We start from the raw sequence: 18,773 nt of genomic DNA on the forward strand, positions 1-18,773 counted from the left end.
TCAAAATCAGAATACAAAAAAGAGGTCCAATTCGAAAGTGAATTGAACCTCTGAAAATCCCTTCATCAACACCGGTTGACAAAGAGCCCAAAAAAGCCCCGCCAGGTCGCTAGACCCAACGGAGCTTCAAGTTAAGGTTAAATCTAAAGATTTAAAGTTCGAAAACCATTATCAAGCCAACGGCGTTGTGGACTTAAAATTAGTCTCACCCAGCCACCTGCGGCTGTCAGAGATTCCGCCTGCTGTGGGGAACGCCTGCGGCCTGAAAAACGGTCCTCCGGCTCGGTTTGAAGCCTGGAAAAACCACCAGTCTCCAAACACGTCCCACGCTGTAAGCCGAAAATCGGCTAACACCGTCGACACAGCTGGCTCCACCTCTGACCCCCTCCGGTTAAACGGGTTCTTGGATACTAAACTAGTTTAAATACCTGGATGAAACAGTTACTCAGTAGTATTGGCGCACCACTAGGTAGCCGAGAGTTCGCCAAATTTGGACTCAGCCGTGGGATTTTTAAGTGATTTTCTTGAAAATGGCGACTTGAAGACGTGTTTTCCGGCTTCAAGCGAGGGGCAAGACCGCCTTTAGGCTTGTCCCGTCCTTCCCACCGCGTTCCAGTCCAAATTTGGCGAACGGTAAGGCAACAATTTTTCACTATGCCTGACCCAATCCTTGGTGTGTCAAGCATAGTAGGGGGCATTGCTTTCAACCTTTAAGTTTAAATTCGTTAAATAACTTCGCGTTTGAATGGATCCTTAGAAATCCCCTTGTCGAGGATATCCTTGCACCATTCCTGTGCGGAAAACAGACTGTGGTCGCGATAGTTTCCACAACTGTATTTGTCGGTTCCTTGAACGTCTTTCCATTCCGTATCGAAAGCAATTCGGTGAAGAGCTGCTTTCAAAGCTTTAGCAACCTCTTCAGTGGATTGTTCCCCCCAAGTAATCAGGTGGAAGCCGGTCCGGCAACCAAATGGTGAACAGTCAATAACGCCAGACATTTCATCGCGGAGGTACCCTGCTAAGAGGTGTTCAATCGTATGTAACCCGGCTGTCGGAATCGCGTTTTGGTTCGGTTGAACCAACCGTAAATCAAAGTTAGAGATAACGTCGCCTTTATTCCCGGTCTCGCGAGTAATCAACCGAACGTAAGGTGCTTTAACAGCTGTGTGATCCAAAGTGAAACTTTCGACTTTTGCCATTATGTGCCAACTCCCTTTTAATTTATCTGTACTTTACCTGCAACTTGGTTAGGGGTCGGTGTCGTGTCGCCTTGCCAGGCGGAAAAAATAGGCTGGAACGCTGTGAACGCGATTTCGAGCCAAAGAGCGGTCTCGAAACTCGGTTCTGCCTAACCGAAGAAAACCACTTCGCTAAGGCAGTGCCCATGGCGTTCCAGCACCTACAGGCTCGCCCGGTAAGGCGCAAATCCAACCGCTGAACAAACTGTAGATACATGTACTTCCTTACTGTAACCAAATTATTAAAAAATTGCCATTATTTTCTCCGAACGTTAGGTTTCCTTTCCGAATAGATGACAGATCTGCTAAGAAACCGTAAAAACCGATGGCTCTCACCGCCACTCTAGCTACGGGTGGGTATACTAGATTGCGGATTAAGAGAGTAAGGGGAGGAATCATCATGCAAAATACACCATTACCACCACGCCGAAAGAGCTTTGCTCCACGTCGGCACCATTTACGCCATTGGCTCATCGCACTGTGTAGTCTACTGGCGATCGGCGGTGGCGTCTACGGTTGGCGCGCTTGGCACGCAGCTCAACAGACATTTTCTGCCACCTATCACGCCGTCGGCAAGCCCAATGACACCACCATTACCAGCGGTAAACCGTTTGCCGTACTCCTCTTGGGAACCGACACGGGCGCACTGAGGCGTCACGATGTTGGTCGTACGGATACCATGATTGTTGCCACTATCAATCCCCAAAAGCAGACCGCTAAACTAACGAGCATCCCCCGTGACACGCTGGTCAACATCTGGGGAAGCCAACAGGATGAGGAAAAAATCAACGCAGCTTACCCCCTATATGGTGCCCACACCACCATTAAAACGGTGGAGCACCTGGTAAACGTCCCCATTCCCTATTACGTCCTTCTCAACATGGGCGGTCTAAAAAAAATGATCAACGCGGTGGGCGGCGTGACGGTCGACCCCCTGCTGACCTTTCACTACCAACAGGCTAACGTGACTAAGGGCGTTAAGATTCATTTGAATGGTGCCAGCGCCCTGGCCTACTCCCGCATGCGTGATCAGGACCCTCAAGGTGACTACGGTCGCCAAGCTCGCCAACGTCAAATCATTAAGGCGCTGGTCCTAAAAGAGGCTAGCATCGGGTCCTTGCCACGTTATCAATCCGTTCTAGATTCACTCACCAATAACCTTCAGACCAACTTGACCTTCCAAGACCTCGTCTGGTTACGCGCCAAGGATGGCCACACCAGCCGCCACATTCAATCACAAACGCTACAGGGACAACCGGAGACTATCAACGGTATCGACTACCAAATCGCCCCCCAAGCTGAGATCAACAAAGTTTCTGCCAGCCTACGTCAAGCCTTGAACCTGTCAGATAATTCTAGCTTTCAAACGGACGCATTGGATCCGGTCGGTTTTTAAGCTAAACGGCGCTAGTTGCCCTTCGACGTACACATGAGCACTCTAAAGTCAGCGTTAATAAAAGGACCTGGAAAAAATTCCAGGTCCTTTTGCGTAGTTAATCTAAGAAACCCGATTAGCCCTCCTAGTATTCTACGACTCGTCCTGACTTTGCTCATTTTGCCGAGCAATCCAGATGTGCCAACCAATCACTAAGACACTAACATCCCCGAGAATTGTCCCCAACGCGATCAACCAGCTGCCGGCTGAGGTGACCATCAAACTAGATGTCAGTGGGATTCGGGCTAATAGGGCTAGCAACGTCGTAATCCACAGGCTCCCCAGAATAGCCGGGAACCAGGAGTTAGCGTGCCGGCGCTGATGCCACCAGGTCAGTCCGGTCACGACCACCGCAAACAGCAGAAGTGTGAGACTCCCACCAAAACGCGTCAAGTAAACCAATCCCATAGCAGGAACGGTGCGGGCCGCGATCCACATTGCCACCAGCAGGCCAATAATAATGATCAACCAGCCAATGAGACTTCCCCGTGCAGACGCACGTTGTGTCAGCCACAGACCCAAGGCCATGGCAATTACGAACAGACCATATTGCACGGCCACTAACAAGAGTTGAAACGGCACTGCTGGCAAAATCACACTCGGTAAAATGGTTCCTAACGTAAAAATCAACAGTGGCACCAAAAGATCCCAGCTCCACCATTGGGGCTTCGTTTGTTTGGTCACAACGCTTGCTCCCTTCTTTTTCTTCAATATGTTTAATGATAAGGAAGTTGCGGAGAAAATACCACTGATTTATCGTGCTCAGCCATGGATAAGCCCCCACCAGAACCCCACTGCGGCCAGTAAACACCCACCTAAAACACTCAACAGTAAGTAACCCAGCACCGCGCCAAAGCGCCGCTGATCAGCCAGCATCACAACTTCATGACTAAAGGTCGAGAAAGTCGTAAACCCGCCGAGAACTCCGGTCCCCAATGAAATGGCCAGAAGATTGCTAACCTGTAAGCCGGTTAAGCCACCTAATAGCAGGCAGCCCACCCAGTTGATCATTAGGGTGGCCACCGGCCAATGATTGCCATACCAGCGTTGGACCAACCGAGTTGTCCCATAGCGGCCCAGAGCGCCCACCATGGCACCCACTCCTGCTAGCACCGCCATCATTCTTCAACCACCGGAAATGTCCCCCATTTACGGGCGCTCCATAGACCAAACCAGCTACAGAACAGGCCACCCACCAGTGTCACCACCAGGTACCCCGCCGCAAGCCCCCACTGTTGTTGCTTCAGCAAGCGAATCACATCGACGCTAAAAGTTGAGAAGGTTGTGAAGGCGCCGACACCGCCAACCCCCAACCCAACGGTCACGGCGCTCGGCCAGTGAGCTGTCACCCGTTTGGCATGCGACAACCAGGACAATCCGCCACTACCCAGCAAGTTAACCAGGACAGTGGCCCACGGAAAACCTGTAGTCGTCGGCATTCCCTGACCAATCAGGTACCGACCACTGCCACCTAAAAACGCAAAAAATGCAATCGAAACGATGTTTGCCAAGCCGTTGGCCTCCTTGTAAATACTTCGCCCATTATAGCAAAAAAGGCCGCCCCACGGCGACCCTCCTTCACGTTCTAATGTGTTTTAACCACGAGGTCTAATGCGTCTTGGAGCGCAGCCTGTTGATTATCACTGAGTTCTTCCTCAACGATACACTGCTTAACGTTCTCTGCGACGACCACGCCCATCATGCGTTCCACCCCGGAACGAACGGCAGCCAATTGCGTCAGAATATCCTGACACTCCCGCCCCTCGTCGACCATCTTCAGAATACCCTGGAGTTGGCCATCAGCGCGCCGCAAGCGATTCTTCAATTGGTTAGAGGTTGTTTGTACCATTAGGCTTTCACCTCAGTCAGCTTCTCGTCAAGATACTTCTTCAGAGCGGCCTTGGGATGGAATCCCACCACTTTTTCAGTTGGCATTCCATTCTTAAAGACGACCATAGAAGGAATGCTCATGATTCCTAACGACTGTGCCAGTTCCTGGTTCTGGTCGACATCTAAGGAGGCAAACTTGACCTGGTCGCCATATTCTTGATCCAAGGCTTCCAAGACCGGCGTCTGCATCTTACATGGGCCACACCAATCGGCCCAAAAGTCGACAACGGTTACCGCGGTATCGTCGCCCACGTGTTCAAAGTCCTTACTCGTAATTGCTTGCATGAAAGAATCCCCCTTATGTTTTATCAATGTAGCTAGTATACCCCAAGGGGTATTAAAAAGCGAGACTTTTGTTTTCAGTTAGTCTCCTAGCCACGTGTGAGAACCGGCTACGATCCCCTAACAAGGCCCAGCGAACAGACCACAAAAAAACGAGGTGCGACCTTCGTCTCACCCCGTTTTCAATTCATGTATTTAACTTAATCTTCAGGAAGTTCAGGATCTGGATCCATCCCAGCGGTCAACCGCGGATTGTTGTTTCCCCGCTTAGTTTCCTTCTCGACAGCCTGTTGGGCCACAAGGTTCAGGAAGTTAAACGGATCATCAAAGTTCGGGTTAAATAGCATGTCCACAAAAGCCAGGTCATCAATCGTGTTCCGGTTTTGGATAGCGATTGAAATGGCGTTAGCTGATTGCGCAACTTCATGCTTACTGAGGAACTGAGCTCCAAGAATCCGTCGATTCTTCCGGTTGTAGACCAAGTTGATGGTCAAATCATCCGTTGATGGCATGTAGCTTGGCCGCCAAGTCCCTTGGAAAGTGACCTGATCAGCATCAAAGCCCGCTGCCAGTGCATGGTCGATGGTTAACCCAGTTGAGGCCAACGTCCGACCAAAAATCTGCATTGCAGAGGTGGCTTGCGTTCCCATGTACTTCTGAATGTTACCAAAGACATTGATACCAGCAAGCATCCCTTGCCGAACCGCGTTAGTTGCCAGTGGTGTGTACGCTGGCTTCCCCGTTGGGTTGAAGTTAACGACGCTGGCATCCCCACAGGCAAAAATGTCTGGGTTAGACGTCTGAACGTAGTCGTTAATGATAATAGCCCCGTGCTTGTCCATATCCACTTGCCCCCGTAAGAGCTCCGTGTTAGGTACAAATCCGGTACATACAACGGCAAGGTCAGCCGTAAATTCACCATTCGTCGTTTCAATGACTAATTCACCGTCCTCATTCCCAGTGAAGGACGTTACTCGCCGGTTCAACAGCACTTTTACGCCGTTATCCTGCAGTAAATGAACAATGTGATCAGACAATTCGCTATCAACGTAGTGGTTCAAAATAATGTCTCGTGATTGAATCAGTTGAACATCGTGACCCGTCCGCGCGTAACTTTCAGCCAGTTCCGTGCCAATATAACCGGCACCAATGATTGCAATTCGCTTGTTACCCTTAGCTGCGGCATCAATTGCCACGGCTTGTTCGTAGTTTTTGCAAAGCATGACCTTGTCTTCATCGATCCCAAAGATCGGTGGCACGGTCACAGTGGATCCAGTTGCCATAATTAATTTATCGTAAGTATCAGTGGTCAAATCGCCAGAATCCATATCAACGACATCGAGTGACTTATTTTCTGAATCGATCTTAACGACGTTGTGCCGCGTTAAAACCTTAGCACCCGCTTCCGCTAGTTGTTCTGGTGAAGAATAAAACATGTCCTCCAAGTGCTTGACTTGTCCGTCTAAGAACAGAGAGATACCACAAGACAAGAACGAAACATTCGTATGTCGCTCGTAAATGGTCACATCTGTATCTGGATGGTCACGCAAAATTTGTAGCGCGGCGTTAGTGCCAGCGTGTGTACTCCCAACAATGATGACTTTCATGTTTACCCTCCTACGTGAAAAACGATTCTGCATTAAGTCTACTTGAAAGTTAGCGAAAGATAAATGACTTCGTCTTGGAAAAACGATGATTTAGCCCCAAAACCTCACACATCGTCAAGATTGACGGAATTATGTGCTTTTTGCACGCTTATTTCCCGCTAAAATTCACATAATCGTTACATAAATAATTGCTTAAACAACCGTCATAATCACGTTGAGAGCATTTTATGGATAAGTTAAAAAGCCACTTAGTTTGTTCAGTTACTCAGCTAATGTCGACACCATAATCCGTATACTCCAATGAAAGACCAACGGTTAATTGGCAACGGGTTAAACTGTCAGAAAACCCGCTACCATTAGGAATACCGGGGGATTAGGCTTTCTCCTATCACCTGCTAAGCTAATTGGGACGGTCAACCTACTTGGGGTGATCGGCTATTAGCCATTTTTCGGAAATAGTCACATTTTGGTTGAAGTGTTTTTCAGAACTGACTATGATATCGATAGTTAGTTCGTGATACGTTCTGACCTTAAGCACTGTGATAGATGATAGGAATCACTGTCTATAGATGCACTCCCCCCAAAACAAGTGATTTATTAACAGATTCCTAATATTGGCCCTAAGTAATCCGCATGTTACTTAGGGCTTTTTTGTTGTCTAATTTTAAGCGCGACGGGTCCGCCAATAGTGCCAGCCTTGCCGAACTAAGAATGGAACTGCCAGTAGAATTAGGAATAACCAGGTGAAGTTTTGTTGAATGAAGGGCGTGTTTCCAAAGAAGTAGCCGACCGCCGAACAGCTAAAGACCCAGATGAAGCTACCAGCCAAATTCAGCGCTCGAAATTGCCGCCAATTCATGTCGGTCGTCCCCGCAATAATCGGAACAAACAGGCCGACAAACGGAATAAACCGACCAATCAATAACGTTTGATCTTGATTACGGTTGAAAACGGCTGTGGCCTGGGCAACCTTCTGCTCGGGTAGCTTGCTGATCAAGTGCTCCTGCAGATCACCCCACCGCAACGTCGTCAGATATTTGACCGCCGACCCGGCCGTAGCCGCCAGGGTAAACATCAATACGAGCCACCAGATGTTGAGCTGTGACTGAGGACTTGCCGCAATCGAACCAACCATGAATAGGAGCGATTGGCCAGGGATAAACGAAAAAATCAACATCCCCGACTCCAGGAAGATCAAAAAGAAGAGCACCGGGTAGATACCAGTCCCTAATTGATTCGTTAATGGAACTAACACGGTTAGGGGATGCCAAATCACATCCCAAATCATTGTCACCAAACTCATATAGTCCCCCTCACTGCGTCCCATTTTTAGAGACGCATTTTTCTTGAATGCCTCCAATTATACGCTGACTTCGTGAAATACATAGGTTGCTATCCCCCCATCTAAATCTAAGACTCTAATTTTTTCGAATCCTTACGCTAACTATCAACGTGGCAAACACCCGCCAACCTTGAATTTAACTGTTGACACCTTATAAATGGTTAACGGGTGCTCGGCCACATATTCACGGGAAATACTGGTAATTTTGCTCCTACTCTTAGTGACCAAAATAACATTTCAGCTACCGACTACTGCTTCAATCACCAACTAGCCACTCAGTCAGAAGTGTCGCCGCCGACCAGCTTTACGTCCTGGATCTCCAGACTTAAAATGTGCCGCCCACGGAGAACATCCAGGGCATCCGTTAGAAGTACTGCTGTCATCGGGTTTACAGGCTAGTCAGTCGACTTTAGAACTGCTCGTTTCGCCGAATAACTACCTGATATTTTAAGTAAAAAGCCGTTGACGATACTCATCGTCAGCGGCCTTTCGTGTTATTAGTAAATTTATGAAACCAATCAATTGCACCTAATCAGGCTAGGGGTTACACTACAAGCAAGTTAGTAACAACGAGTGTTACTGACGAGGTTGTACCAAATTCTTAATACTCTTTTACGAGCAGCACTTAGCACTCCCCCAAAGTTTCTATATTCTGCTCGTATCCCCCCTCAAGCCACGACGAGAATCGTGGCTTTTTTTGGTGGCATCAATCCAGAACCTGAACGCCGACACCAATCAAGCCTGGCCCCGTATGGACACCTAAGGCAGGTGACACGTCGCCAGCATACCATTGTTCAACGTTAGGATGCGCTTCCTTCAGTTTGGTCAGTACCCGCTCTCTGAGCTCAGGGTCAGCTCCGTCACAAACGGCAATGTTGACCCGCTTCGCGTCACCCACAGCATCACTGACGAGCGCCAGCAATTTGGCCAGCGTCTTCTTCTCGCCGCGAACCTTGGCAATTGGGTAATAGATACCTTCGCTGTCACACGAAATAATTGGCTTGACGTTTAACAGGGTCCCAGCCATGCCGGCCACCTTGCCGATCCGGCCGCCAGCCTGGAGATACTTTAGCGATGGCACGTAAAAGAAGACCTTAGTCTGCTGAGTAACGCGCTCCACCTCCGCAATGATCTGGTCAAAGGTCAGTCCCTGTGAACGCAATCTAGAGGCGTAAATAGCCGCAAAGCCACTCCCAATACCAACGCTACAGGTATTGATCACATGGACCTTCAGCGGTGAATCCTGGGCTAATAGCTGGGTCTCCTGAAAGGTCCCAGACAAGGCTGCTGAAATCGTCACGGCAATGACGTGGGTGTAACCCGAAGCTTGAATTCGCTCCAAAGCTTCGACGATCCGTTTACCCGTAGGACTAGCCGTTGAGGCCTTCTCAGTAGCCTGACGACGATAAAATTCTGTTGGCGTAATGGTCAACCGGTCTTCGTAGACGTGATCCCGAAAAATCACGTTCATGGGCATCAGTGCCATGTCCGCAGCCTCTAGAACGGCGGTCGGAACGTCAGAACATGAGTCCACTAAAATAGCAATCTTTTCTGGTTGCATGGGGGTTACCTCGTTTCTCCTAGTATCGTGCTCTCATAATAAATGTCATTATAACACAATCATCTAGTTTTGAAAACTAGATGTGCTATTGTTTGTAACTTATCACGTCGTAACAGAGGCATCTAACTTGCCTTTTAAGCCCTACTAGCACCACTCTTAATGGCTCTTACTGATGATGCCTGGTCACAATTAAAAAAATTTTTAGCCAGCTAATTAACGTAACACTAATAGTTAAATTAGCTTACCTCCCTGAAAAAATAGCTGTCATTAAAGACCTATTTTTTGTACGGGACTTCACAAACTTTGCTGGAACAACCATGAAAACGGCACCAGTCTAAAACTTCAGTTAACCTTACTACCAGTAAGTCCCAGCAGATAAATCGTTACTTGAATATAAAATCTTTTTTGGCTCGCCAAAATTAATTCCCGTCATGGTTGACATTGCGGCCAAATAGCCTATACTTACGGGTGGAATTAAAGCGCGTCATTAGAGTTAGTTTCGTTAATTTTGCCATTATTCGCACCATTTACGCCACGCTGACGCTGACTCGCGTTTACCAGGAAAGGCAGAAGTCAATCGACTACCTGAATTTCTAAGCCAATAGAAAAGAGGGATTTTATGAAGAATCATGAAACCGACGAAAAGACCAAGCACCATATGATTCAGTCAACCGGGAGTAACCAAAAGAGCCTGGATGAAGTCAATGGGACGGTGGAAGTTCCGCAAGATGCGGGTTTCTGGCGTACCCTGATGGCTTATACCGGGCCTGGTGCCCTGATTGCCGTGGGATATATGGACCCCGGGAACTGGATCACGTCTATCGCCGGTGGTGCCCAGTACAAGTATACGTTACTGACGATCGTCCTACTCTCAAGTTTAGTTGCCATGTTGCTACAAGCCATGTCAGCACGATTGGGGATCGTGACGGGGAAAGATTTGGCCCAACTCACCCGTGAGCGGACCGGTAAGCGAACCGGTCTCTTCCTGTGGGTGGTCACCGAATTAGCAATCATGGCCACCGATATTGCCGAAATTATCGGGTCGGCGATTGCCTTGAAGTTATTATTCGGTTTCCCACTGATTGTCGGTATCATCATTACCGCCATGGACGTTTTAATTCTGCTGGTCCTGATGAAGTTAGGGTTCAGAAAGATCGAAGCCATCGTTGCAACCTTAGTTGCCGTGATTCTCTTCGTCTTCCTGTACGAAGTTATCCTCGCACAGCCGCACATGGCTGAGGTGCTGGAAGGGTATATTCCTTCCAGCAGCGTCGTCACGAACAAAGGAATGCTCTACCTCTCCTTAGGGATTGTCGGAGCGACCGTGATGCCCCATGACTTATACTTGGGGTCATCAATCTCGCAAACCCGGAGTTTTGACCGTAAGGACCGCAAGAGTGTTGCCAAGGCCATCAAGTTCACGACCATTGACTCAAACATTCAACTGACCTTGGCGTTCGTCGTCAACAGTCTGTTACTGATTTTGGGAGCTGCCCTCTTCTTCGGAACAAACAGCGACTTAGGACGATTCGTTGACTTGTTCAACGCCCTAAGTGATAGCCAAATCGTTGGTGCCATTGCCAGTCCGATTCTCAGTATGTTATTTGCCCTAGCCCTCCTGGCTTCCGGACAAAGTTCTACCATTACTGGGACCCTGGCTGGTCAAATCATCATGGAAGGGTTCATCAACCTGAAGATGCCACTTTGGGCACAGCGGTTGATTACCCGGTTACTCTCCGTGACGCCAGTGATCATCTTCGCCATTATTTACCATGGTAACGAGGCTAAAATTGAAAACCTGCTGACACTCTCACAGGTATTCCTAAGTATCGCGTTACCATTCGCCATGATTCCACTGGTTATTTTCACCAGTAGCAAGAGTCTGATGGGCGAGTTCGTTAACAAGACTTGGGTCAAGGTACTCGGCTGGATTATCGCCGTCATCCTGATTATCCTAAACGTCTACCTGATTTTACAAACCTTACACATCGTGAAGTAAACCTAAGTGGTTGAGACCGTCGTCTCAACCACTTTTTATTTGGTCTTCGCTGAGACATTGCCGTGTTCGGTCGGCAGAGGGAAAGCTAAACTAGTTTTTGAAACCTAAAGGTTGAAAGTTCGAAAACCGTTATCAAACCAAGAATAGTAAAGCACTTACTCAGTAGTATTAGCACGCCACTAGGTAGCCGAGAGTGAGTCAAATTTGGACTCAGCCGTGGAATTTTCAAGTGCTCTTCTTGAAAATGGAGACTTGAAGACGTGTTTTTCGGCTTCAAGCGAGGGGCAAGACCGCCCTTTGGCTTGTCCCGTCCTTTCCACCGCGTTCCAGTCCAAATTTGGCGAACGGTCAGGCGGTAATTTCCCACCGTTCTCAGCCTATAAGCGTTTTGACTTTCCCGGAAAGAACAGGTATAACGAAATTATACTTATAAAAACCTGAGGTGGATTTCATGCAATTATCCGTTACGGACAATATTTATATTGAAACACCGGCCATTAGCGATGCTGCTGGCCTGTACCCGTTGATTGAGCAAGACCGTGAAAACTTAGCAAAATGGCTACCTTGGGCGGCCACGACCCAATCCGTCATTGATGAGGCCGGCTTTATCCGATCCTGCCTCCAGCGTATCGAGGACCAACAGCTTTGGTTGGGCGTTATCTGGGTCGACCATCATCCTGCTGGCATGATTGATTTGCATGATTTCAAAGACAGTCACGCTGCCATTGGTTACTGGCTGGACAAAGACTACCGTGGTCAGGGCGTTTTGGCCCAGTCCTTAGCCGCCCTTGAGAAATTTGGGTTTGGCCGTTACCGACTCCATAAGATCAGTATTTTAGCTGAGCCTGACAACACGGCTAGCCGAGCAGTCGCCGAACGGGCTAACTACCATCAAGATGGGACGTTGCGTGAGCATATCCCCCATCAGGACAATTTTGCCGATGCCGTAGTTTATTCAAAACTAAGCGGTGAAGCGTAAATCCGGTGAAACAAGTTTTATCGCAAAAATAAAAAGGTCTGAGACTTTTGTCTCAAACCCTTTTTGTGCTCCAAACGTAAACAGTCGAAACGTGCGACAAAGGGCAGTCAACTCCGCTTAACCCCGATAAACAAACAATCCAAGACCGGGATTATTCGTCTATCGACGTTAATGCTCATTGACTAACCGCCTTTAGTCCCACTCTCATTTTTAGCTTTAATTTGTAAAATGATTAAGCACGTTGGCCGCCATCGACGGTAAACTCAGCACCGTTAGCAAAGTGTGATTCATCACTGCCTAAGTAGACACAGACTTCACCAATATCTTCCGGCTTACCCATGTGACCCACGGGAATCGACTTGATAATCTGTTCCTTAGCCGCGGCTGGTACGATCGACGTATCGATCCAACCAGGATGAACAGAGTTGACCCGAATATCCACGTGACGTTGTGCCAAATTCAGGGCCGTCGCGTGCGTTAACATCCGACTGCCACCCTTGCTGGCTGAGTATGCCGGGGCAAATGGTAAACCGACCAGTCCGGCAACGGAGGAAACGTTGATGATCGACCCCTTAGCGTCGTTCGTTTCTTTCATGGCCTTGATAGCAACTTTTTCGCCTAAGAAGTTTGCCGTCAAGTTGACGTCAATGACGGATTGCCAGTCAGCTAATGATAAGTCTTCAATGGCACCGTTAACGCCACCAATTCCGGCATTGTTCACCAGAATATCCAACTTACCAAACTTTTCGAGCGTGGCATCAATCACTTTTTGCCAGCCTTCTTCAGTCGCAACGTCCATTTGGACGAAGAGACTAACATCGCTACCAAACTTTTCAACGGCGGCTTTCCCACCATCGACGTTATGGTTAGCGGTTACAACCACTTTCGCACCTTCACGAACGTAGCATTCTGCAATCCCCAAACCAATACCTGCAACGCCACCAGTAATGATAGCAACTTTACCTTTTAACCGATTTGCCATTCCTGTCACCCCTTAGTTATATTCTTACTCGTTCAGAGTATCACACTATCAGGGGTTGGAAAAATAATTATGCTCAATTACATCGTAAATCATAAAAACGCCAGACCGCGGTCTTAACCGGTCTGGCGTTTGTTTAATTGACTGTACTTTCAATTTTGGTAGCCAACAATTAAGCTAAAATTTGTGTGGGAGAATCAGTCCGCCAGTTTCATCGTCGTTAGGATGTTCCCGCTTAACCACGAGTTCTTGGTTCACAAAGCTTGAAATCCCGGTTTGACCCAATTCACGACCAAACCCAGACTTCTTCACCCCACCAAATTCGAGCTCTGGTAGTGAGCTAAAGAAGGTGTTTACAAAGACCATTCCGGTCTCAATCCGTGACGCCAGTGCGGCACCAGATTCAGCACTCCCAGCAAAAACGATGCCACCCAAACCATAGTCGGCATCATTAGCCAGTTCAACGGCTTCATCGTCGTTGGCCACTTTATAAACTTGGGCAACGGGACCAAACATTTCTTTGCCGTAAGCGGGATTATCCTTGTCAATATCCGTTAAAATCGTTGGCAAGAAGAACTGACCATCGCTAGCCACAGCATCGTGAACAAAGTAAGCAGTGGCACCGCCGGCAATTGCTTCATCAACCTGTGCTTGTAACTTTTCTTTGGCCTTTTTGGAGTTCATCGGTGCCAGGGTCGTGGTTGGATCCATTGGGTCCCCCAACTTGACGCTGCCAAACGCTGCCTTTAGAGATTCCAGGAATTCATCATAGTGGTTAGCCGTGACAATGAACCGCTTGGAAGACGTGCAGACTTGACCTGCGTTATACAAACGTGCTCGAGGCGCCACGGCGTTTACGTCAGCCATATTGGCATCTTCAGCGACGATAAAGGCATCGACACCACCCAGTTCCATGGTATTCTTCTTCAAATATTTACCAGCAACTTCAGCGACGGCAACCCCTCCCCGTTCGGAACCAGTCAAAGCCACCCCTTGAACCCGCTTATCAGCAACAACTTGTGACACTTGGTCGTAGGATAAGAAGAGATTGGTCAGTGAACCGTCTGGTGCCCCGGCCCGACGAACAGCATCTTCAAACGCCAGCGCTGAACCCGGTGTAATAGCAGCGTGCTTAAACACAATTGGGTCACCGACCGCAAAGTTAGGCGCAAAGATCCGCATCATTTGGTAATAAGGAAAGTTCCAAGGTTCCACGGCCATCAATACACCCAGTGGGTGATTTTCCAGCTGTGCTTCTCCGGCAATTGTTTCAATTGCACGTGGCTTTAACATTTCTTCTGCATGGTCAGCGTAGTAATCTGCAATCATTGCACAGAGTTCGACTTCGCCCTGTGCTTCCGTAAATAATTTACCCATTTCAGTGGTCAACACTTTAGCTAAGCTATCCGCTTCGTCGCGGAAAAGTTGCGCTAACCGGTGGAGTACGGGAACGCGGGTGGCAACTGGATCATTCCGCCATTCCTTATAGAGTTTTTGCGCCTTAGCTAAACTTTCTTCAACATACTCGGGCGTTGCATTTTCATAAGTCTTGACGACTTCATTGGTATAGGGGTTGGTCGTTTGATAAGCCATACTATAATTCCTCCTTGATAGGTCCATTCGTATTCACAATGTAACCTCTTACAAAAGTAACTATACCCCCGTCAACCGCTTAATACCAGCAACTCGTTTGTGATGTAATAATCAAAATGTTTGTGAAACAACCAACCCTTGGTTGTTTCAACCGGTTGCAATTATCAAAAATTGGTCTACAAAAAAAGCTGTTAGCCAGTGCCAACAACTTTACACAAACATTTTAACTTAACTTCCAACAATCCAAAATCCCGTTCATCAGCCGGTTGGCCGTCGTAATTTGGTCGAGGACGGTTCTTGGGCTGGCGGTAAAGTTATCATCCGCCCATTTATTGATAAGACCCAATGAACCCGCGGCAATAAATTCCGCTGACGTGTCGATCACGTCTTCTTTCAAATACCGATACTCTGGCATTGCATGTAGCAAAATTGACAGTCGTGAAGCCACAAATTCATTCATTGACTGGCGCCAAACCCCATCATCGTAAGGGTAAGCGTTCAGGAAAATCTTTGAATTATCAGCAATCCGTTCCAATAGTTGGATAACAGCCGGACGCCAATTCTCCAGAGTCAAGGTCAAAGGTTGTTCGCGTCGTGGCGCTTCAACAATGAAGTGCTCGTAAACAAACGCTAACAACTCATATTTGTCCGCGAAGTAGTAGTAAAAAGTTTTGCGGTGGACATCTGCCTCATCCGCAATTTCTCGAACAGTTACCTTATCAAATGTATTGTGGTTCAACAACGAAGCCAAGGCCTCAGCAATCCGCTCCTTAGTTTCTGATGCAGCCATCGTGATACCTCCAATCATTCACACACCATATTTTATTTATATTTCGTTCAACTAGTAATCCCCCCCGGATGCTAGTAAACCTAACTAACGCCCTAAGCTGACTAAAATTATACGCGTTCTACCGAAAGAAGGAACCCCTTTCGTGAAAAAATACACGTTAAATTTTTACTGATTATGTATATTAACTGTGATAGACCCCAGTTTTTGAACACGCTTGATTATAGCATAACTAGCAACTCATTGTACGATAGATTTGTGCACAACAAGTAATAAATCGGTAAACGTTCAGCAAACACCCTAGTTCTTTGTGAAAGTCACCCGGTCCTCTGCGTCTGTCAGTGATCCTTCCAGCCGTAGTAGGGCTACTTTACGGTCCAATCCACCGGCATAACCAGTGAGATCACCGTTCCCTGCAACCACCCGGTGACAGGGAATCACGATGCTAATCGGGTTGTGCCCCACCGCACCACCAACCGCTTGACCACCCACCAAGTGGCCGACTTGCTCAGCTGCAAGACTGGCTAATTCCCCATAGGTACGAACTTCACCATACGGAATTTCTTGCAGTAGTGACCAAATCGTTTGGCGAAACGGCGTTCCTTGCGGCTTCACTGGAAAATCAATAATTGGTTGTTTCCCAGCAAAGTACGCATTTAGCCACGCTTGTACCCGATCAAATACCGGCCGGTCGCTGACCACCGTTAGTCTCGGCATCGTACTCCCGTAGTATTTCTGATCGGTAAACCACAATCCTGTCAAAGCGAGGCCATCGGACATTGCCGTGACCGGACCTAGTGGCGTGGTTAGACGTTTTTGTAGCATCGTCTTCCCCCTTTTCTAATCATTTTACCATTAAATAGGCGAGCCGGCTAACTTTACCCACCCATTAACGGAATTTTTTTATATTTACTTTATTTATGCTACCGCACTACCCGAAACGAATAAAACCGGACTAATCAATCTTATAAGCTCAACTACTTTGTTGATTGATGGGCATTACGTACCCCCTTGACGGTCTTGCCCTTTTAAGATGCAACAAAAAAAGCCCGGCAAATTCATACCAGGCTCTTAATTAATTTCCTACCAGCTTCGTCAATGTGTAACAGAACAGTATTACTAGTTAAAACGTTAGTAGCTCACTTCTGCTTTAGTGGTACAAGTCGAAGCGGCCCTTAGCCAGCGTGGTACTCAGGTGAGCACTTTCCATCAACGAACGGTCTGTGATAACCTTCTTCATAGCTGAAGCAATGTACCCGTGGATCTTACGCTTGCTAGCGAAGATTTCACCAATACCATCCCGGTCACTTAAAGAAGCAACGGTCCCACTGGACTTATAAACGAATGGACGTGTTGCATGTCCCCGTAAGGATAAACCGATGTTTTTAGCAGCTTGTGCTCCACAAGCTAAGGCAATTTGTGCGGTGGTTGGGTACGGACGGCCGCTTTCAGGATCCATCACAGCGGAAACGTCTCCCACGATGTAAACTTCTGGGTGACCTTCCAAGCTCAGGTCGTCCTTCACAACGACCCGGTTCCGGCGTTGTTCAAAGCCGGAATCGGCAATAACTTGGGAACCACTGACCCCAACGGTCCAAACAATCGTGTTGGCAGCAACTTCGTGTTCAGTGTCGTCTTCACTATCTTTGTCCTTGTAAACTACGGCGCCCGGCTTGATTTCAGTGATAGCTGCGCCGAGCTTCATTTCAATGTTGTTCTTAGACATGAAGTTCAGGGCGTAGTCAGCCAATGACTTGTCAAACATTGGTAGAATCGTCTTCCCCATTTCTAAACACACGACCTTGATAGCTGGTGTGTTGTAGCGGGTCTGTAGCTTTGGTAAGGATTGGCTCAGTTCGCCTAATAATTCGATGCCAGTAAATCCGGCACCACAGACGGCAATGGTTAAATCATTCTCATCCTTGGTCTCCGCGTAGCCTTTAATTTTCTCTTCAATATGACGGTAAACGGCCTCTGACGTTTCCAGGTCATCCATTGGTAAAGCATTCTCAACCGCACCCTTCAAGCCAAACGTTTCGGACTGGAAACCCAACGCTAAGACTAAATAGTCATACGTAATGGGTTCGTGGTCAGCTAAGGTTACCTGCTTTTGATCAACGTCAACGTTGGTGACTGTGTCTTGAATAAACTCGACCCGACTGCCGATAACATCGTTGATTTCGTACGTGATTCGGTCTGGTGCAATGGTTCCTGCGGCCACCTCATGCAAGTTGGTCTTTTCTGTATGTGTGCCGGTCTTATCGACTAAAACAATCTTATCTTGACTGGGAACCTCTTTTTGCAGGAACTTGATGGCACGCATGCCAGCATATCCGCCACCTAGAACTAAAATCGTTGCCATAATTTAACGACCCCTTTTCTAATAAAGTTCTCCCCGATCACAGTTAGTCCGATACGTTCAGGTTAGCTAAAACGGTTACATTTAACTAGCCACCACTACTCCCCCCAAACGGAACCAGTAGGTGATCTAACTGTCAGGGATGATTTGTCTCTATTATACGGCTTATCAGGCGAAAAACCAGTTGAAAGCTATCGTAATCTACTTCACAAACAAGTGTACACAATTAAATCGTTACTAAGTCAATGATTGCATGGTGTTTAGATTGGCCGCCTTACCGGGTGAGCTGGTAGGTGCTGGAACGCCATGGGTACGGTTTTGAGCCAAAGACCGGTCTCAAAAGCCGACCTTTCACTAATCTGAGAAGACCACTCAGCTAAGAGAAATTTCATGGCTGAGCACCTACCAGCTCACCCTCTCGGCTAATGCAGATACACCACTGCAACAATCATATGTTCTAAAAACTTAGCAAACTAACTTGAATAACGAACCTCCATTAATAGACAAGCAGTCTCAGCCGAGAGGGCGAGGGAAATATGCTCAGCCGTGGCACTGCCTTAGCGAAGTGGTTTTCTTCGGTTAGGCAGAACCGAGTTTCGAGACCGCTCTTTGGCTCGAAATCGCATTCACAGCGTTCCAACCTATTTTTCCCGCCCGGCAAGGCGTCAATCTTTCCAATCATCTATTAATTTGAGCATAATTCACAAGTCGTTATTAATGAA

At 47.7% G+C, this 18,773-nt stretch carries 17 protein-coding genes; 3 read left to right on the top strand and 14 right to left on the bottom strand.

What is annotated here, in order from left to right:
* Nucleotides 1-725 precede the first annotated feature (725 nt).
* On the bottom strand, nt 726-1,199 hold the full coding sequence (locus EKM75_RS11035) for an S-ribosylhomocysteine lyase (RefSeq protein ID WP_125694574.1): 474 nt from the start codon (nt 1,197-1,199) through the stop codon (nt 726-728).
* A 439-nt stretch (nt 1,200-1,638) separates the two neighbouring features.
* On the opposite strand from EKM75_RS11035, the gene EKM75_RS11040 reads away from it, so the two are divergent.
* Nucleotides 1,639-2,634, top strand: a complete 996-nt coding sequence (locus EKM75_RS11040; protein ID WP_125694576.1) for an LCP family glycopolymer transferase — start codon at nt 1,639-1,641, stop codon at nt 2,632-2,634.
* Nucleotides 2,635-2,766: 132 nt separating this feature from the next.
* Here the strand turns inward: EKM75_RS11040 and EKM75_RS11045 are convergent, their stop codons facing one another.
* The 8 genes from EKM75_RS11045 to EKM75_RS11080 form a co-directional block, all read right to left on the bottom strand.
* A complete protein-coding gene (locus EKM75_RS11045; protein ID WP_191988810.1) occupies nt 2,767-3,357 on the bottom strand; it encodes a hypothetical protein in 591 nt (196 codons plus the stop codon).
* A gap of 78 nt (nt 3,358-3,435) precedes the next feature.
* Nucleotides 3,436-3,795: a fluoride efflux transporter FluC gene (locus EKM75_RS11050; protein ID WP_225426712.1), complete on the bottom strand. Its 360-nt coding sequence runs from the start codon at nt 3,793-3,795 to the stop codon at nt 3,436-3,438.
* Entirely contained in the window at nt 3,792-4,184 is a 393-nt protein-coding gene (locus EKM75_RS11055) for a fluoride efflux transporter FluC (RefSeq protein WP_125694580.1), read from the bottom strand. The genes EKM75_RS11050 and EKM75_RS11055 overlap by 4 nt, the downstream gene beginning before the upstream one ends.
* Nucleotides 4,185-4,258: 74 nt before the next feature.
* Nucleotides 4,259-4,522 carry a metal-sensitive transcriptional regulator gene (locus EKM75_RS11060; RefSeq protein WP_125681513.1) on the bottom strand — a complete coding sequence of 88 codons (264 nt, stop codon included), beginning with the start codon at nt 4,520-4,522 and terminating at the stop codon, nt 4,259-4,261.
* Entirely contained in the window at nt 4,522-4,848 is a 327-nt protein-coding gene (trxA, locus tag EKM75_RS11065; protein ID WP_125681515.1) for a thioredoxin, read from the bottom strand. The genes EKM75_RS11060 and trxA overlap by 1 nt, the downstream gene beginning before the upstream one ends.
* 197 nt (nt 4,849-5,045) lie before the next feature.
* Nucleotides 5,046-6,452: an FAD-dependent oxidoreductase gene (locus EKM75_RS11070; protein ID WP_125694582.1), complete on the bottom strand. Its 1,407-nt coding sequence runs from the start codon at nt 6,450-6,452 to the stop codon at nt 5,046-5,048.
* Nucleotides 6,453-7,116: 664 nt separating this feature from the next.
* Nucleotides 7,117-7,755 (bottom strand): VTT domain-containing protein, encoded by a 639-nt coding sequence (locus EKM75_RS11075; RefSeq protein WP_164508790.1) that lies wholly within the window; start codon nt 7,753-7,755, stop codon nt 7,117-7,119.
* A 745-nt stretch (nt 7,756-8,500) separates the two neighbouring features.
* Nucleotides 8,501-9,355: a DegV family protein gene (locus EKM75_RS11080; RefSeq protein WP_125694586.1), complete on the bottom strand. Its 855-nt coding sequence runs from the start codon at nt 9,353-9,355 to the stop codon at nt 8,501-8,503.
* Between the two features lie 619 nt (nt 9,356-9,974).
* Here EKM75_RS11080 and EKM75_RS11085 point away from each other — a divergent pair.
* Nucleotides 9,975-11,354, top strand: coding sequence for an Nramp family divalent metal transporter (locus tag EKM75_RS11085; RefSeq protein WP_125694588.1), 1,380 nt, complete (start codon nt 9,975-9,977; stop codon nt 11,352-11,354).
* A 451-nt stretch (nt 11,355-11,805) separates the two neighbouring features.
* On the top strand, nt 11,806-12,333 hold the full coding sequence (locus tag EKM75_RS11090) for a GNAT family N-acetyltransferase (RefSeq protein WP_125694590.1): 528 nt from the start codon (nt 11,806-11,808) through the stop codon (nt 12,331-12,333).
* 232 nt (nt 12,334-12,565) lie between these two features.
* Here the strand turns inward: EKM75_RS11090 and EKM75_RS11095 are convergent, their stop codons facing one another.
* The 5 genes from EKM75_RS11095 to EKM75_RS11115 form a co-directional block, all read right to left on the bottom strand.
* Nucleotides 12,566-13,315, bottom strand: coding sequence for a glucose 1-dehydrogenase (locus tag EKM75_RS11095; RefSeq protein ID WP_125694592.1), 750 nt, complete (start codon nt 13,313-13,315; stop codon nt 12,566-12,568).
* Nucleotides 13,316-13,489: 174 nt separating this feature from the next.
* Entirely contained in the window at nt 13,490-14,905 is a 1,416-nt protein-coding gene (locus EKM75_RS11100) for an NAD-dependent succinate-semialdehyde dehydrogenase (RefSeq protein ID WP_125694594.1), read from the bottom strand.
* A 223-nt stretch (nt 14,906-15,128) separates the two neighbouring features.
* The gene (locus EKM75_RS11105) at nt 15,129-15,695 is read right to left on the bottom strand and encodes a TetR/AcrR family transcriptional regulator (RefSeq protein WP_125694596.1); all 567 of its coding nucleotides are present in this window, start codon (nt 15,693-15,695) and stop codon (nt 15,129-15,131) included.
* A 297-nt stretch (nt 15,696-15,992) separates the two neighbouring features.
* A complete protein-coding gene (locus EKM75_RS11110) occupies nt 15,993-16,517 on the bottom strand; it encodes a methylated-DNA--[protein]-cysteine S-methyltransferase (RefSeq protein WP_125694599.1) in 525 nt (174 codons plus the stop codon).
* Between the two features lie 325 nt (nt 16,518-16,842).
* Nucleotides 16,843-18,054, bottom strand: a complete 1,212-nt coding sequence (locus EKM75_RS11115) for an NAD(P)/FAD-dependent oxidoreductase (protein WP_125694601.1) — start codon at nt 18,052-18,054, stop codon at nt 16,843-16,845.
* Between the last annotated feature and the right edge of the window lie 719 nt (nt 18,055-18,773).

Origin of the sequence: Levilactobacillus tongjiangensis (genome assembly GCF_003946345.1) — a bacterium.
Taxonomy (GTDB): Bacteria; Bacillota; Bacilli; order Lactobacillales; family Lactobacillaceae; genus Levilactobacillus; species Levilactobacillus tongjiangensis.

Excerpts from the sequence above, each read along its gene's own strand:
- EKM75_RS11100 (WP_125694594.1), bottom strand. The coding sequence starts at position 14,905 with ATGGCTTATCAAACGACCAACCCCTATACCAATGAAGTCGTCAAGACT.
- EKM75_RS11075 (WP_164508790.1), bottom strand. The coding sequence starts at position 7,755 with ATGAGTTTGGTGACAATGATTTGGGATGTGATTTGGCATCCCCTAACC.
- EKM75_RS11040 (WP_125694576.1), top strand. The coding sequence starts at position 1,639 with ATGCAAAATACACCATTACCACCACGCCGAAAGAGCTTTGCTCCACGT.
- EKM75_RS11105 (WP_125694596.1), bottom strand. The coding sequence starts at position 15,695 with ATGGCTGCATCAGAAACTAAGGAGCGGATTGCTGAGGCCTTGGCTTCG.
- EKM75_RS11090 (WP_125694590.1), top strand. The coding sequence starts at position 11,806 with ATGCAATTATCCGTTACGGACAATATTTATATTGAAACACCGGCCATT.
- EKM75_RS11110 (WP_125694599.1), bottom strand. The coding sequence starts at position 16,517 with ATGCTACAAAAACGTCTAACCACGCCACTAGGTCCGGTCACGGCAATG.
- EKM75_RS11035 (WP_125694574.1), bottom strand. The coding sequence starts at position 1,199 with ATGGCAAAAGTCGAAAGTTTCACTTTGGATCACACAGCTGTTAAAGCA.
- EKM75_RS11070 (WP_125694582.1), bottom strand. The coding sequence starts at position 6,452 with ATGAAAGTCATCATTGTTGGGAGTACACACGCTGGCACTAACGCCGCG.
- EKM75_RS11080 (WP_125694586.1), bottom strand. The coding sequence starts at position 9,355 with ATGCAACCAGAAAAGATTGCTATTTTAGTGGACTCATGTTCTGACGTT.
- trxA (WP_125681515.1), bottom strand. The coding sequence starts at position 4,848 with ATGCAAGCAATTACGAGTAAGGACTTTGAACACGTGGGCGACGATACC.
- EKM75_RS11095 (WP_125694592.1), bottom strand. The coding sequence starts at position 13,315 with ATGGCAAATCGGTTAAAAGGTAAAGTTGCTATCATTACTGGTGGCGTT.
- EKM75_RS11050 (WP_225426712.1), bottom strand. The coding sequence starts at position 3,795 with ATGATGGCGGTGCTAGCAGGAGTGGGTGCCATGGTGGGCGCTCTGGGC.
- EKM75_RS11060 (WP_125681513.1), bottom strand. The coding sequence starts at position 4,522 with ATGGTACAAACAACCTCTAACCAATTGAAGAATCGCTTGCGGCGCGCT.
- EKM75_RS11115 (WP_125694601.1), bottom strand. The coding sequence starts at position 18,054 with ATGGCAACGATTTTAGTTCTAGGTGGCGGATATGCTGGCATGCGTGCC.
- EKM75_RS11085 (WP_125694588.1), top strand. The coding sequence starts at position 9,975 with ATGAAGAATCATGAAACCGACGAAAAGACCAAGCACCATATGATTCAG.